Origin of the sequence: Morganella sp. HSTU-ASny43 (genome assembly GCF_022819185.1) — a bacterium.
GTDB lineage: Bacteria > Pseudomonadota > Gammaproteobacteria > Enterobacterales > Enterobacteriaceae > Morganella > Morganella morganii.
Genome location: NZ_WSPG01000038.1, coordinates 17,053 through 32,682, shown reverse-complemented (window position 1 = coordinate 32,682; position 15,630 = coordinate 17,053). Strand labels below are relative to the sequence as shown.

The 15,630-nt window shown below is 49.4% G+C and carries 12 protein-coding genes; 6 read left to right on the top strand and 6 right to left on the bottom strand.

The features are described from left to right. Window positions 1-978 precede the first annotated feature (978 nt). The 3 genes from GN208_RS16300 (at window position 979) to GN208_RS16290 (ending at window position 5,223) form a co-directional block, all read left to right on the top strand. Window positions 979-2,349: a tyrosine phenol-lyase gene (locus GN208_RS16300; protein WP_004241032.1), complete on the top strand. Its 1,371-nt coding sequence runs from the start codon at window positions 979-981 to the stop codon at window positions 2,347-2,349. Between the two features lie 134 nt (window positions 2,350-2,483). Continuing rightward, window positions 2,484-3,752 (top strand): aromatic amino acid transporter, encoded by a 1,269-nt coding sequence (locus GN208_RS16295; protein ID WP_004241031.1) that lies wholly within the window; start codon window positions 2,484-2,486, stop codon window positions 3,750-3,752. 463 nt (window positions 3,753-4,215) lie between these two features. Continuing rightward, window positions 4,216-5,223, top strand: a complete 1,008-nt coding sequence (locus GN208_RS16290; protein ID WP_004904333.1) for a hypothetical protein — start codon at window positions 4,216-4,218, stop codon at window positions 5,221-5,223. Between the two features lie 202 nt (window positions 5,224-5,425). Here GN208_RS16290 and GN208_RS16285 read toward each other — a convergent pair whose 3' ends face one another. Next, entirely contained in the window at window positions 5,426-6,694 is a 1,269-nt protein-coding gene (locus GN208_RS16285; RefSeq protein ID WP_015422902.1) for a NupC/NupG family nucleoside CNT transporter, read from the bottom strand. A 130-nt stretch (window positions 6,695-6,824) separates the two neighbouring features. On the opposite strand from GN208_RS16285, the gene deoD reads away from it, so the two are divergent. Beyond that, the gene (gene deoD, locus GN208_RS16280; RefSeq protein ID WP_004241027.1) at window positions 6,825-7,532 is read left to right on the top strand and encodes a purine-nucleoside phosphorylase; all 708 of its coding nucleotides are present in this window, start codon (window positions 6,825-6,827) and stop codon (window positions 7,530-7,532) included. Window positions 7,533-7,603: 71 nt separating this feature from the next. Here deoD and GN208_RS16275 read toward each other — a convergent pair whose 3' ends face one another. Continuing rightward, entirely contained in the window at window positions 7,604-8,113 is a 510-nt protein-coding gene (locus GN208_RS16275; RefSeq protein WP_004904330.1) for a hypothetical protein, read from the bottom strand. A 337-nt stretch (window positions 8,114-8,450) separates the two neighbouring features. On the opposite strand from GN208_RS16275, the gene GN208_RS16270 reads away from it, so the two are divergent. Next, window positions 8,451-8,936 (top strand): DUF4822 domain-containing protein, encoded by a 486-nt coding sequence (locus tag GN208_RS16270; protein WP_004904328.1) that lies wholly within the window; start codon window positions 8,451-8,453, stop codon window positions 8,934-8,936. 52 nt (window positions 8,937-8,988) lie between these two features. Here the strand turns inward: GN208_RS16270 and GN208_RS16265 are convergent, their stop codons facing one another. From GN208_RS16265 to GN208_RS16250, 4 genes are all read right to left on the bottom strand, one after another. Continuing rightward, window positions 8,989-10,149, bottom strand: a complete 1,161-nt coding sequence (locus GN208_RS16265; RefSeq protein WP_015422903.1) for an MFS transporter — start codon at window positions 10,147-10,149, stop codon at window positions 8,989-8,991. 283 nt (window positions 10,150-10,432) lie between these two features. Then, window positions 10,433-11,293 (bottom strand): alpha/beta hydrolase-fold protein, encoded by an 861-nt coding sequence (locus tag GN208_RS16260; protein WP_004904323.1) that lies wholly within the window; start codon window positions 11,291-11,293, stop codon window positions 10,433-10,435. A gap of 555 nt (window positions 11,294-11,848) precedes the next feature. Continuing rightward, a complete protein-coding gene (locus GN208_RS16255; protein ID WP_004904321.1) occupies window positions 11,849-13,888 on the bottom strand; it encodes a TonB-dependent receptor in 2,040 nt (679 codons plus the stop codon). Between the two features lie 291 nt (window positions 13,889-14,179). After that, entirely contained in the window at window positions 14,180-15,184 is a 1,005-nt protein-coding gene (locus GN208_RS16250) for a substrate-binding domain-containing protein (protein WP_004904318.1), read from the bottom strand. 98 nt (window positions 15,185-15,282) lie between these two features. Here GN208_RS16250 and GN208_RS16245 point away from each other — a divergent pair, with 98 nt between their 5' ends. Next, window positions 15,283-15,615 carry a tRNA-binding protein gene (locus GN208_RS16245; protein ID WP_004242310.1) on the top strand — a complete coding sequence of 111 codons (333 nt, stop codon included), beginning with the start codon at window positions 15,283-15,285 and terminating at the stop codon, window positions 15,613-15,615. Window positions 15,616-15,630: the final 15 nt, after the last annotated feature.

Below are 15,630 nucleotides of genomic sequence, written 5' to 3'. Positions count from 1 at the left end.
ACCCGGGGAAATATGTATATCACACACATCCTGTTACTATTCACCCGCTGATAATGTAAACATTTAAGTACAGCGTTTTGCTTTACTAACATGACTGTAAATGCGAAACCGTGAATATGATCACTAAACAACCACATACCGGAATGCATAACAATTCACTGCTTTAATTAAATATCTTTGTTATTCCCTGCTGTCGCTTACTTTTCATTCATGTAACGTAACATTATCAATGTGATCTTTATCATCAAATTTATCCTGACTGTGTCACATTTTTATTTTTATCCCAGGTTTCAGTTGAAGGATTCAATAAATCATAACGTTTTTCCGTACGATCAATAAAAACAAAGATGATTATAACAATTGTTACTTATAAGATATTTTAACTTAAATTACCGTACCAGTGCATCTGATGCATAGTTTTTGTTAAAAAAGAACAAGACTTCTCATCCGTTTTTTTATTCTTCCTGTAAAGATAGATTTAAATTTGTACGTTTAACCCTTATTTACTTTTTCTTAACCTATATAAAATCCCACAGAATAAAATGGCTTTTCATTGCAGCATAACTGCCCGACAGCATTGAATTATTCATATTACTCCCGGATTTTAACGATGAGGTAAATGTATATTTAACATAAATACACAACAAGACATTAACAAATACAATTCATTGAATATAATGAATTATTTCAGTTTAAGTGATACAGATCACCCGGTTTACACCTGTGATTAATACGGATTTTGTTTATTTCAGCCCCCCCCATTCCCTTTTCATTTTTTTTCACGCATGATGATTTCACGCCAAACGAGAAGGATGGCAGAGAAAGAAATAACAGAAATAAAAAAACTGAATTTGAATTAAGACAAGAACACTACCGGATTTACAAATGTTATATCATTCACAAGGCATGATACTTATAAACAGATAAATGCCTGTGTAAATTATCGAGTTATTATTATAAATAATTGGAGATTTTACCATGATGTATCCAGCAGAACCGTATCGTATTAAAAGTGTTGAAACCGTATCCATGATCCCTCGCGAAGAGCGTATCAAAAGAATGAAAGAGGCCGGGTACAACACTTTCTTGTTGAATTCCAAAGACGTTTATGTCGATTTACTGACCGATAGCGGCACCAACGCCATGTCCGATAAACAATGGGCCGGCATGATGATGGGTGACGAAGCATACGCGGGCAGCGAAAACTTCTTCCATCTGGAAAGAACTGTTCAGGAATTATTCGGCTTTAAACACATCGTTCCTACTCACCAGGGCCGCGGTGCAGAGAACTTACTCTCTTCATTAGCTATCAAACCGGGTCAGTATGTTGCAGGTAACATGTACTTCACCACCACCCGTTATCACCAGGAAAAAAATGGTGCGACATTCATCGATATCGTCCGCGATGAAGCTCACGATGCGGGCCTGGATGTGAAATTCAAAGGCAACATCGACATTAAAAAACTGGAAAAACTGATTGCTGAGAAAGGCGCGGAAAATATCGCTTATATCTGTCTGGCGGTAACCGTAAACCTGGCAGGTGGTCAGCCGGTCTCTATGGCAAACATGCGTGAAGTCCGCCAGTTATGTGATAAGCACGGCATCAAAGTGTTCTACGATGCGACCCGCTGTGTGGAAAACGCCTACTTCATCAAAGAGCAGGAAGAAGGCTTCGAAGATGTCTCCATTAAAGACATCGTTCACGAAATGTTCAGCTACGCTGACGGTTGTACCATGAGTGGTAAAAAAGACTGTCTGGTGAACATCGGTGGTTTCCTGTGTATGAACGACGACGACATGTTCTCTGCTGCACGTGAACTGGTTGTGGTTTATGAAGGGATGCCTTCTTACGGTGGTCTGGCCGGTCGTGATATGGAAGCGATGGCTATTGGTTTACGCGAAGCGATGCAGTTCGAATACATCGAGCACCGCGTCAAGCAGGTTCGTTACCTGGGCGAAAAACTGAAAGCTGCCGGTGTACCGATTGTTGAGCCGGTCGGCGGCCACGCAGTATTCCTCGATGCACGCCGTTTCTGCCCGCATCTGACCCAGGATGAGTTCCCGGCACAGAGCCTGGCAGCCAGCATCTACATGGAAACCGGTGTACGTTCTATGGAGCGCGGTATTATCTCCGCAGGCCGTAACAAAGAAACCGGCGACCATCACCGTCCGAAGCTGGAAACCGTTCGTCTGACTATTCCTCGTCGTGTATACACCTATGCACACATGGATCTGGTTGCTGACGGTATTATCAAACTGTTCAAACACAAAGAAGACATTAAAGGGCTGAAGTTCGTATACGAGCCGAAGCAGTTACGCTTCTTCACTGCACGCTTTGATTACGTGTAATTATCTGATGACAGAGGCCTCATTATTTTAATGGGGCCTTTTTGTCTCTGCATCCCTATAACAATAAAGAACAAATAAAATCGATAAATATGAATGCTGTTGGTGATATTTATCATTAATAGGAAACTTTTATTATGAGTATTCATAGTGCCGATACAAATAAATCACCCGGACTGACCAGCGGAACCATGCTTGTTATAGCAACAGTCGTTGGCGGCGGTATGTTTTCTTTGCCGATTGCGATGGCCGGTGTCTGGTTTTCCGGTGCCACCGTTATTTTGATTTTAGTTGCAATTATGATGTTACTGACCGGTCTGATGTTAGTTGAAGTTAACCTGCATTTTGAACCGGGCGCCAGCTTTAATACCTTCACCACCGAGTTACTGGGCAAAAAATGGAATATTGTCGTGGGTATTGCCTTCGGGTTTGTACTCTATATTCTGACGTATGCCTATATATCCGGGTCATCCGCTGTTCTGACTCAGACGATATTAAAATATACCGGTGTCGCCCTGCCGATAAAAGCCGCGGTCGTGATTGTCGCCTGTCTGGTGGCTGCGATTGTCTGGTACAGCTCATTATGGGTCGGACGTATTACCACCATTTTAATTTTCGGTAAGTTTATCGCGTTCTTTGCCACCTTCTCCGGACTGGTTGCACACGTGGAAATTGCCAATCTGCTGGATTCCGCATCAGTGGCAATACCCGGAACGAAATATCTGCCTTATGTTCTGATGACACTGCCGTTCTGTATTATTTCGTTTGGCTTCCACGGTAACGTGCCGAGCCTGGTGAAGTTGTACGGCAAAACCAAATTCCGCTTTATTACCCGTTCAATTATTATCGGGACAATATTTGCGGTACTGCTGTATATCTTCTGGCTGGGTGTCACGATGGGCAATATCAGCCGTGCCAACTTCTCTCCGATTATTGCCAAAGGCGGGAACATTGATGTGTTCGTTGAGGCTATCGGCGGGGTGATGTCAGGGAAAACCATGGATCTTATCCTGACATTCTTCGGTAACTTTGCGGTGGCCAGTTCCCTGCTGGCAGCAACACTCGGCCTGTTTGACTATATTGCCGACCTGCTGAACTTTAAAAATGACAGCGCCGGTCGTTTCAAAACAGCAGTAGTGACGTATCTGCCACCAGCGGTGGTGTGTTTCTTCTTCCCGAACGGATTCGTTTATGCCATCGGTTATGCCGGTCTGGCCTTTACTATCTGGAGTGTGATTTTACCGCCGTTCCTGGTAAAAGCCTCCCGCAAACGCTACAGCGACAGCGATACCATTTACCGTTCGCCGTGTAACAGCGCGGTACTGAATCTGGTGATTGTCTGCGGTGCGATTGTGTATCTGACGGTCATTCTGGATGTGTTCGGCTGGCTGCCGGCATTTAAATAAGCGGTTACAGACGGCCGGAGGCAAATCATGCTCCGGCCGCTTGTGCAGCGGTTCTCTCTGATCTGCCGGGAGGCAAATCATGTATTTCACCCTGTTACACTGGCAACATCCGCTGTTTACCCGCCGGGAAGCTCTGCGGCTGCTTATTCAGGTACAGCGCGCCGTTCATATGACGCGCAGGGAGAGACGGGAACGCCGGATCAGAAAAAACGCATCGGGATAAGAGCGGAAAACTGATCGATTTTTTTTATAAACTTACGGTAAAGCGCTTTCATAATCTCTCCAAAACCGTGATGACTATCACGTACCGCGTATCTTACTCATCCCGCTCCGTCCTGCAAGGGTTGACGCACATTTTTTCATCTCTGTCCGGTGTAAAAAAATCACGACACTTTATCACTCAGATTGCAACTCTGTGATATGGTGATGCAATCGTTTGTTCGCTGCATTTACAGGATAAAACATGCAAAAATCGTTATTTATCGGTACGTTGTTATCTGCATTTTTTTTCAGTGGTTTACACCCTGCTCTGGCGCTGACTTCACAGCAGGCCGCCGAAAAGCTCTCTCTGACCGAACTGGCGGAGACCTACAGCCCGGCACAGATTTCCGCACTGACACAGCAGCCGGAAGCAAACCGGTTCGATGCGCTGATGATCACCATCGGTGCCCTGACGGCGGATGACCTGAAAAATCCGGCAGCAGAGAGTGATAAGCTTCAGGCCTTTGTTGATGCACAACAGCAGGAGCACACCCGCTATCTCGGCAATGTGTCGGATAAAAATATTGTGCCGCGCCTGCATACCGCCTGGAAAACCGCAGTGTTCCCGAATGACACGAAGACGCTGAAAACCCTGAATAACTTTATTGATAAAGGCTATACCAGCGGCTATAACCTGGTGGATACCCGCGAAGAATCCGGCTTTGATAAAACACGGATGATCCGCTACGGCCATAATGATATCGATCACGCCGCCCAGCTGGTTTACCTGCTGCGCCGCGAAGGCTTTGATCCGAAAGTGCAGCTGACGCCGAAATCATCCGCATTTCTCTATCTGGATGAATGGGGTGAGGCGGATTATCCGGTTACCACGCTGAAAAGCGGCAAAAAAGTGGCGATCGCCAGTGAATATAATCTCGACCTGGAATTTCCGTCAGCTGAAGAGCGTAACCGCTTTCAGAGCCTGATTGACCAGTACGCCAAGAAAAATACTGCTGACCAGAAAGGGCTGATCCGCGCCGCCTGGTGGCAGCCGTTTTACCGCAGTTATGTCCCTGTGGACGGTTATGATGTGGTAGCCGAAACCCGTGTGACCAGCGGTCATTATCAGGCTGATTTGATGGCACTGCCGGAAAACGCGGAAAAACAGGCGGAAAATATCCGCAAAGCGAAAAGCGGGATGCAGGTAACGAGTGAAAAAGTGTGGGTAAACCCGTCTTTTTACCGTTATCTGCAGGGGGATTATAAGTAATCCTCTGCCGGACAGGACGGTGCGGTGTTAAGCCCGGCGCCGCCCTTCCGGTTCTGATGATAACGGGCAAAACGAAAAGCCGCTGTAAATACCTCCCTGTACGCTCAGGCTCGCCATCCATGGCTCGCATGCTTTTCGTTCGCCTGCCCGTTATCATGAACCTGACATTCAGGTTGCTTCGGAAGAGCAGATCACAGATTGTTTATCCGCCGATAAACAGCCCCGCAATTGTGGCCGCCATCAGGTTGGATAACACCCCGGCGACCAGTGCTTTCATCCCGAGAGTGGCAATCTCTTTGCGCCGGTTCGGGATCAGACTACCGATACCGCCGATAGCAATTGCCACAGTACCGAAGTTAGCAAACCCGCACAGAGCGAACGAGAGGATGATTTGTGTCCGCTCAGTCATCGGCAGACCGGTGGCAGCCACGACTTCATTGCCCTTCAGATATTCCGCCAGGTTGGCATAGGCAAAAAATTCGTTGATAACAATTTTCTGCCCGATAATGGCACCGGATGTCAGCGCTTCATTCCACGGAATACCCATCAGCCACGCCAGCGGTGACAGCAGATAGCCGAGGATCAGTTCCATGCTCAGATCCGGCAGACCGAACCAGCCGCCGACACCGCCGAGCAATCCGTTTAACAGCGCCACCAGGCTGACAAACGCCAGCAGCATTGCGCCGACCGCCAGCGCCATATTCAGGCCGTTAATCGCCCCTTCCGCCGCCGCGTCAATAATATTCGCCGGGCGGTTTTCCTGCACCGGTTTGGCGCCGGATTCATCGGCCGTCTGCTGTGTTTCCGGGATCATCAGTTTAGCAAACAGTAACCCGCCCGGTGCCGCCATAAAGGAAGCTGCCAGCAGGTATTCCATTTTCACCCCCAGCGAAGCATAGCTTACCAGCATAGTACCGGCGATAGATGCCAGCCCGCCGCACAGCACGGCAAACAGTTCAGAGCGGGTCATGCTGCCGAGATACGGTTTAACCAGCAAAGGCGCTTCTGTCACACCAAGAAAAATATTGGCCGCTGAGTTCATCGATTCCGCACGGCTGGTTTTCAGCAGACGCTGTAACGCCCCGCCGACCCAGCGCACGAGGATCTGCATAATCCCCAGATAATAAAGTACCGCTGACAAGGCGGAGAAAAAGACAATAATCGGCAATACCCTCAACGCGATAACAAACCCGCCGCTGCCGAAAATCTCAAACATTTTGTCAGAGACCAGACCGCCGAAAATAAAGGATGTTCCGGCATTATTGAAGTTGATTACTGTGGTGACTGCCTCTGCCATCACAAATAAAACGTGCTGTCCGGCCGGGGAATAGAGAATTAATCCGCCCAGCGCCAGTTCAATGGTAAAAGCCAGTACCACCGTGCGCAGATTAATAGCGCGGCGGTTTTCAGACAGTAAATAACCTATTCCCAGCAGTACCACGATCCCGAGAATGCCGATTGCTGTATTCATATGTGTAATCCGGTAAAAACCCTGAGTGAAAAATCCGCCGGCAGCGGCGGCATAAAAACCAAACCGTGTTAACATGCTGACCAACAAATACCGACCCTTCACACGGTTTGATTGAGAGGAGAGTGCTTTTATGGCAGTTGCAATTCAGGCAAGCGCAAACGATTTCGCGGAAACCATCATTATGCCCGGAGATCCCCTGCGCGCCAAGTTTATTGCTGAACATTATTTATCGCAGGCGCGGGAAGTAAACAGCGTCCGCAATATGCTGGGTTATACCGGAGAATACAAAGGCAAACGGATTTCGGTGATGGCTCACGGCATGGGTATCCCCTCAATTTCAATGTATGCGTATGAGTTGATTCAGGATTTTGGTGTGAAAAACCTCATCCGTATCGGCACCTGCGGCGCAGTGCGGGATGATGTGTCACTGATGGATGTGGTGATCGCCATGGGCGCAAGTACCGATTCCAAAGTGAACCGTGACCGTTTTTACGGTAACGACCTGGCGGCACTGGCGGACTGGCACTTGCTGGCATCTGCGGTGAAAACCGCTGAGCGTCTGCAGTTACCGGTCAAGACCGGTAACGTGTTTACTGCGGATCTGTTTTACACCACCCGCCCGGAACTGTTTGCCGTGATGGAGCAATACGGCATTCTCGGGGTGGATATGGAAGTCGCCGGGCTGTACACCGTCGCGGCGGAGCTGGGCGCACGGGCACTGGCGATCCTCACCACTTCTGATCATATTAAAAACGGCGGTAAACTGACCATCGATCAGCGCCAGAACGCGATGCACAATATGATTGAGCTGGCTCTGGAAACTGCACTGACACTCTGACCGCTCAGACTTTTATCCGTAAAGCAAAAACGCCCTCATCAGAGGGCATTTTTGTTTGTTCATGACAGCGATTACTGTGCGGTGTTGTTAACCGGCAGAATTTCCATAATGCCTGCGCGGACATAATACTGCTGGCCGGATGCGGCAGCTGGTGCATCACCCGCCATTTTCGTCAGTGCTTCTTTCGGCGTTGCGGTGGATAATGAAGACTGATACAGCGTGTTGCCGTTCATATCACGGACGCTGGCGCGGACAAAATACTGTTTGCCGTCTTTACTGACTGCCGGGGCATCAGCGCTCATTTTTTTCAGCGCTTCACCCGGGGTGGCAGTGGTCAGTGCTGACTGAAAGACCGGTGCACGGTTGTAACCACCATTATGGTATCCGCGGTTATTATGATAGCCGCGCCCGTCATGGTTGCCGCGCATCATATGACGACCGCCGTTACCGTCGCAGTTGCCGTAGCCATTCATATACTGACCATTCTGCTGCGGCTGATTAACCGGAGCTGGTGCTGCGAACGCGGTCATACCCGCACCTAATAAACTCAGACCGATAACACCTGCAATGATTTTTTTCATATTAACATTCCTTCTTAATTAATTTTCTGAAGCACTGTTTTGCTGTTGATGTCATCATTGCCGATACCGGTGTGTAAGACAATCCGTTTTACCCTTTCTGACTATGAAACCATAATCCCTGCACAATTCATCATAATTTCTGCACAGTTCTTCATTTTTTCTCCACATTTCAACCTTTTTGCACGAAGAAAGATGTGTCAGAAATGACGATAAAATTTAATCAGCTTTATACTTCCTTACATAAAAAATGAGCCAATAAGATTAATCCCCTTATTATTGATATAGGGAATTGTTATCACTAAAAAAGACAGCAAACAGAACAACCTGAGGAACTGACATGAAAAAAACAACAATGATTGCCGGTATCATCGCAGCGGCGTATTCCTTTTCAGCACTGGCGGCCACAGCGGATGTTCAGGTAAAACCCCTGACAGCCACGGCACAGAAAGCCGCAAATACCGCTGATTATCTGATTGGCAAAACCTGGGTAACGACAGAGGCACTGGATCAGGACGGTAAAGCCATTCCGGCCACCGATGAAAGCGTGGCGGGCTTCTTTGGTCTGGCCAACTATGAAAAAGACGGTTCCGTTAAGATGTACACCCCGGAAGGAAAGCTGAAATTACAGGGCGATTGGTCCTTCAGCGCGGACGGTAAAACCCGGACGCTGACCGGTAAGAATGATAAAGGGGAAGTGCTGTTTACCCGGGTGGTCGAAAATATCAAGGTGACACCGGATGAATATATTTACCGCGTCTATCCGAAACCGGATGATAAAAGTCATTATGCGGACATTGTCCATAAACCAAAATCCGCAGAATAAATAGCGATGTACAAAAATGCCCTCAGTGAGGGCATTTTTCGTTCCGGCGGTATCAGCTTGCCAGAATCCGCGATTTGCGGCGTACCGCAGAAAGCAGCATATAAATCGCGGTGGAGAGCAGCACAATGAAGAAGAAACTCATAATGCCGTCCGGCTGTTTCATAAACTGTCCGGCCACCAGCGGGCCCGCTGCCGACCCCACGCTGTAGCAGAACAGCATCACCTGAGTAGCCGCCACAATCACATTCGCGGTGAGTGTGTCACATGCCAGTGTGATTGCCACCGGATACAGGGCAAAGGAAGACATTCCCAGCAGTGTCAGCGCCACCACCATCACCAGATAATGGCCGGAGAGATAAATCATTCCCATCGCAAATACCCCGGCGAGTGAGACCATCGCCAGTAATAATACTTTGCTCATGCGGGAAGATAATTTACTGATCACCGGCTGAATAATCATCCCGCCGAGGATAATGGCCGCCATCAGGCCACCGACCTGTTCGGTGTTGTAATGTTTTTCCTGCAATGCCAGCGGCATCAGCCCGTAAATGGTGCCCATCACAATACCGGAAGTCATACAGCCGACCATCGCCGGTTTGCTCAGACGCAGGATCTGTTTCAGGGATAAGCTTTTATGCCCGCCGTGACACACCGGTTGTGCTTTGGAGAACAGCGGCGGCAGCACGGCAGCAAATAACAGCACCATCACCACCGCAAACGGTACGACACCCGCCGTTCCGAACACGCCGATCGCCAGCTGGCCCAGTGTGGTGCCGCCGTACAGTGCAGTCATGTAGAAGCTCAGACGTTTGGCACGGACAGCCGGGTTATCGCCAATCAGTAACCAGGATTCAATCACCACAAAAATACCGGCAACCGCCACCCCGGCCAGCATACGGGATGCCAGCCATGCGCTGAGATCGGTATAAAACGGCAGAACCGCCACGGTTGCCGCCAGCGCCAGCACAAAGAGAATAAAGGAACGGCGGTGACCGATACGGGCAATTACCGGCTCAATCAGCATCGAACCGAGTAATAAACCAATATAGTAAGCACTGGCTAACCAGCCTGCGTAATCGGTACCGATGGCAAAATGACCCAGCGATAACGGGATCAGGCTCATCAGATAACCGGATGCAATCGCAAATAACGTCAGACCGGCGACAGGGATTAACACACTGTCAGGACGCGGCGTGCGGATGCTGTGACTCACTGCTTTTCTCCACCTAAAACAAAAAAATCAAAAAAACATGACGCTGCTTTTTTTCTCAGGCTGTTTCATCGCCAAAATGGTTGATGACGGGTCATTGATAGAAGCAGTGGATTGTGAATTTATGTCTGAAACGGAGCGGAATATAGCCCCTTGCGAGGGAAAAATGAAATCAAAAAAACTAATGGCTGCGAGTAGTTTTTGTTATGGAAGGAAATAACAGAGGAATATGGGGTTTCCCCTGTTATTTTCGGTATTTTCACATGCAGATTAACAAAAAAATAACTTATTTTTCCTTATCCGCCGGTAATAAGGAAATCACCGTCTCCAGTGCATCGGGGATAACACTGCCGTGGGACTTTCCGGGGAAGCTCAGGAACTGACACTGTTTGCCGCGCAGTTGTAACTGCTCACACACTTCCCGTGCGGTAATGTCACTGTAACGGACGGACAGATTGTGTTTTTGTTCTTCGCTCATTTTGCTCAGATCGGGTTTTTCTTCCAGTCCGCCCTGAGTGATGGTCAGCCGGATATCCGCCGGGAGGCGATCAAAACGTTCTGCTGTCATATAAGTGCCATTGCCCCACCAGAGGGACGGGCTGGCACTGATGTAATCGGTAAATAAACCGGGTTCATCCGTGGCCGTTCTCAGCACAAACAATCCGCCGAGGCTGTGGCCAAAGAAGTAGCGGTGGTCGTTAACAGAATAGTGACTGCTCACCCACGGAATAACCTGTTCGCGGATAAACTGCCGGAAAGGAAGTTCACCGCCGCCTGCAGCAAACTGTTCACCGGTTGCGGGCGGTGTGTAATCAAAGGTGCGGGTTTTCGGGTAAGCCTGATCTGAGGGATAACCGATCCCCACCACCAGCGGCAGCGGCCGGGTTTTACCGGCGCTGAGCCGGTTAATCATCATCGGAAACTGTCCGTTACCATCGAGCATATAGAGCACAGTGTACGCCGTCTGCGGCTGTTTCGGCTGCGCGATAAAGAGGCGGTAGTGACGATCACCCTGCTGCATCTCATGATGCGTTACTGTGAACTGTTGCTCTGCCGCTTCAGTGAGCGGCGTAATCTCTTGTGAAGGCCGCGCCATCAGGGGAGATACAGCCATCATGCAACAAATCACCATTATTTTTTTCCACATCCTGACTCCGGGAAAGACTTACTTAAAAAACCAATTCTGCCACGGGACGGAGGATGACGCAGATTCGGTTCGCGCCATCCCCGGAAAAAATAAAACCATTTTCTTTCAAACCCGGGCAGCGGGATAACCGGCAAAGCGGAAAGACGCTGACACATCCTTGTTCGCGAAATCTGCTGAATCATCCGTTCTGTGGCAAGGCGGCAAGGGAAGGATTCCGGGGGCCTGATTCTGCCACGGTGATCCGGCTGATACCACGCAGAACGAAAAGACGCTGTCACATCCTTGTTCGCTCGGATCGCGCCATCCCTGGCGCTCTACGCTTTTCGTTTTTCTGCGCAGCATCTGCCGTCTACATAACGTATTGTGTAAACAGAATATTGACCTGGTTTCCTGAGAGCAGCCAACGCCGCCACAAAACAAAGAGACGCGTTACGCTAAATCATTCGCTCTGTGGCAAGGCGGCAAAGTGAGGATATCCCCGGGAGCATACATCAGTATGTGACCGGGGGAGCCGAACGAAGCCAACGCCGCCACAGGGCGAAGGATGACGCGTAATCAGAAATTCAGTTTCAGATTAGCCCAATACCGGCGCCCTTCATCGATCTGCCAGTTCCCGTTAGTCTCGATATCATCCCCTTTCTCATTGGCGATGTTCAGTACTGCGAAGTTCAGCAGCGCATTTGGCATGACCTGGTATGTCATCCCGAGGTCGAGGGTGGTGATCCCGCTGCGTTCACGCGGCTGTTTGGCCCCGTTACGCTGTGCTGCCCAGACCTGTTTGCCGGTGTAGTTTGCCTGAGTGTAGAAGTTCATATCCGGGCGGTACTGCCAGTCAAGTCTGGCATTCGCCATATGACGCGGTGTCATTTCCAGCGGTTGTCCTTTCAGGGATTTACCGTTGAGTTTTTCGTCGTCACTCTTACGTTCTGAATCGGTGAAGGTGTAGTTCAGGTTCAGATTCCATTTTTCTGCCACCGGAATACGGGAAGCCATTTCCACACCACGGATATTCGCTTTACCCACGTTGTCGTAGATAAACATATTCAGGCCGGTCAGCGGATCGGTTTGACCGGCGACCTGGTAGCTGGTCAGCTTGTTTTTGAATTCGGTGTTAAACAGGGTTGCACTGGCAGAGAAACCGGATTCGTGGTCATAAGCAATACCCAGTTCTTCGGTAACGCTGGTTTCCGGTTTCAGGTCACGGTTACCGTACATGATAGCCGCACCGCCTTGTGTGGACGTTCCGAAATTCGGGCTTAACTCTCGCAGTGTCGGGGCACGGAAGGCTTTCGCCACGCCACCTTTGATGGTGATTTCATCTGTCAGCTTATAGACGGCATAGGCACGCGGGTTCCAGTGTTTACCGTAGAATTCGTGGTCGTCCATACGCAGACCGCCGGTCAGCGTCAGGTCGTCGGTTACACTGAATTCATCTTCCACAAACAGCGCTTTCTGCTCAGCAGTCATTTTTTCAGTGACGGTCTGTTTGTTTTTAATCACGGAATCATCTTTCAGTTTGGCATACTGATATTGTCCGCCGACAGTCAGGACGTTAGACGGCAGGAATGCAGTGACCTTTCCGTCAACCACAGTATTGGTGACTTCCGGCTGGCGGGCTTCATATGCCATGACCCAGTCTTCACTGACTTTATTCCATTTGCCGGTATTGGTTTTACGGATGGTATTTTCCTGATACACACTCACTTCACTGTTAATTTCGTCCCAGTCACCTTTCCAGGTCAGCGCCCAGTGGTTACGATTGTTGTGTACTTCGGATTTGTTGTTCTTCTGAACGATACCGCCACGGGTAGTTGTCTCATCAATCGATTTCCCCGGGGTAGATGTGTGTTCCTGTGTGCTGCGGCCGACTTCCGCAAGGAATTTCTGCCCTTCAACCGGCGTAAAGGCCAGTTTAGCGGTGATATTTTTGTCGTCTTTGCGCGGTGTACCTTCCAGGAGTTTATCTTCGCGGCGATAGTTCAGCCCGCCGTAAACCTGTAACCCCAGCTTGTCTTTAATCAGCGGCCCGGAGACATAGAAATCCGTATTTGCGGAGTTACCGTAATCTTTACTTTCCTGAATGATACCGCCCATACCCATTGAGCCGTGCCATTCGTCTGCCACTGCTTTAGTGATGATGTTAATCACACCACCCATCGCATCGGAACCATACAGGGAGGACATCGGTCCGCGGATCACTTCAATGCGTTCAATGGCTTCCACCGGCGGGATAAACCCGGCTTCGTAACCGCCGCTGCCGTTCGGGCGGGACTCACGGCTGTTCTGACGACGACCATCCACCATAATCAGGGTGTAATCCCCGGACAGACCACGGATGCTGATATCCGGCTTCAGGCTACCGCCGATCACACTGACACCTTCCACATCTTTCACCATGTCAATCAGGTTGGCAGCCGGTTTATTTTGTAACTGTTCCTTGGTGATAACGGTGATACTCGCCGGTGCATCGCGCATTTCCTGCGCAAAACCGGAAGCGGTAACCACGATGGTGTCATCTTTATTTTCAGCATAAGCGGCGGTGGCCGCTGACATAACAGCAACAGCAAGCAGTGAGCGTTTGAATGAGGCGTTCATATTATTCCCTGACTGGATTGATATTTTTTATTTGAAATATTAAATGAGAATGATTAATCCTATCATTGATATATGCTATTGAGAATATGATCGCAAATGAAAATTATTATCACGATGATAATAAATTGCTGTGACATCGTTAAACCGGAAAGTACAGCTGGAGAGTAAACGGCGGGAATGAAAATCGCAGGATAAAAAAATGCTGCAAATTCAGGTGAATTTGCAGCCTTCTAACAAAGTACCAAAGTAAATAGTGAGGGATAACTAATAAATAAAATTAACACATTCTCGTCAGGAAAATCTGCTCATCACCGAGTGGCGGAGAACCAGAGTCGGTGTGTAACACGGCGGACAAAACGGCAGCGCCTGCGAGGACGCCAGCGCCAGTGCCAGCTGTGTTGCTGTCTGAGCCATCATATCAACAGGATAGCGTATTGTGGTCAGACGAGGTTGGATATATCGTGCGATCATGCTGTCATCAAAGCCGATAACAGAAATATCTTCCGGCGCACGTAACCCGTTTGCCTCAATCACCGACAGCGCCCCCGCCGCCATAAAATCGTTGTATGCCACCACCGCCGTCACCGGCAGTGAAAGGGACAAAACAGCGCTCATTGCCGCTTCCCCGCCTTCTGCCACCGGTTCACCAACGGCAATATAGGCCTCAGGAAGCTCACAACCGGCTTCTGTCAGAGCGTCTCTGTAGCCCGCCAGCCTCTGAGCGCTGTCTTCAATCGTGTGTGATGACGATAAGCAGGCAATATGGCGGTGCCCCTGTTTCAGCAGATATTGTGTGGCAAGCTGAGTCCCGCGCCGGTTATCCAGAGCAACACAGCGGTTTTCCAGCCCCGGGATCATACGGTTGATAAATACCATCGACGGCATCTCCGCTGCATAGCCGCGCAGTTCTTCATCACTCAGTGCTTTGGCATGGATCACGCAGGCATCACAGCGGCTGTTCATCAGTAATTCAATACCACGCCGCTCATCTTCCTGCCGGTGATAACCGTTGCCGATTAAAAGATGTTTTCCGTGCTGATGCGCCACCTCATCTGCGGCTTTGACCAGTGAACCGAAAAACGGATCGGACACATCCCCCACCAGTACGCCGACAATATCACTGCTCTGGCTGACCAGCGCCCGCGCCGCCGCATTCGGGCGGTAAGCCAGCTCCTTCATGGCCGCCTGAACCGCACGGATGGATTCCGCACCGGCTTTCGGTGACTGATTGATAACCCGCGAGACCGTTGCCACTGATACCCCCGCCAGTTTCGCAACATCTTTAATGGTTGCCATTTACCGCTCCGTTATTGTTTTGTGATCCCGGTACTTGCCATCCGGCGTAACTCTGCTAATTTTTATTATCTTTTACTAAAATTTTATCGGATTTTACTATGGAAACTGTCGCTTACCCTGATTTCGCTAAACTGGAGATCCGCACCGGCCGGATCACGGATGTTAAACGTCACGAAAATGCCGATAAACTCTATATTGTTCAGATAAATGTAGGTGACCGCTCACTTCAGACCGTCACCAGTCTCGTGCCGTATTATACAGAGGAAGAGTTACTGCATAAGCAGGTCGTGGTGCTGTGCAATCTGCAAAAAGCCAAAATGCGCGGCGAAACCTCTGAATGTATGCTGCTGTGCGCCGAAACCGATGACGGCTCAGAAAGCGTCCTGCTGACCCCGGAACGCGTAATGCCTGCCGGTGTCCGTATTGTCTGATAAAGCAAAGTTTGT

Excerpts from the sequence above, each read along its gene's own strand:
- GN208_RS16300 (WP_004241032.1), top strand. The coding sequence starts at position 979 with ATGATGTATCCAGCAGAACCGTATCGTATTAAAAGTGTTGAAACCGTA.
- GN208_RS16295 (WP_004241031.1), top strand. The coding sequence starts at position 2,484 with ATGAGTATTCATAGTGCCGATACAAATAAATCACCCGGACTGACCAGC.
- GN208_RS16290 (WP_004904333.1), top strand. The coding sequence starts at position 4,216 with ATGCAAAAATCGTTATTTATCGGTACGTTGTTATCTGCATTTTTTTTC.
- GN208_RS16285 (WP_015422902.1), bottom strand. The coding sequence starts at position 6,694 with ATGAATACAGCAATCGGCATTCTCGGGATCGTGGTACTGCTGGGAATA.
- deoD (WP_004241027.1), top strand. The coding sequence starts at position 6,825 with ATGGCAGTTGCAATTCAGGCAAGCGCAAACGATTTCGCGGAAACCATC.
- GN208_RS16275 (WP_004904330.1), bottom strand. The coding sequence starts at position 8,113 with ATGAAAAAAATCATTGCAGGTGTTATCGGTCTGAGTTTATTAGGTGCG.
- GN208_RS16270 (WP_004904328.1), top strand. The coding sequence starts at position 8,451 with ATGAAAAAAACAACAATGATTGCCGGTATCATCGCAGCGGCGTATTCC.
- GN208_RS16260 (WP_004904323.1), bottom strand. The coding sequence starts at position 11,293 with ATGTGGAAAAAAATAATGGTGATTTGTTGCATGATGGCTGTATCTCCC.
- GN208_RS16255 (WP_004904321.1), bottom strand. The coding sequence starts at position 13,888 with ATGAACGCCTCATTCAAACGCTCACTGCTTGCTGTTGCTGTTATGTCA.
- GN208_RS16250 (WP_004904318.1), bottom strand. The coding sequence starts at position 15,184 with ATGGCAACCATTAAAGATGTTGCGAAACTGGCGGGGGTATCAGTGGCA.
- GN208_RS16245 (WP_004242310.1), top strand. The coding sequence starts at position 15,283 with ATGGAAACTGTCGCTTACCCTGATTTCGCTAAACTGGAGATCCGCACC.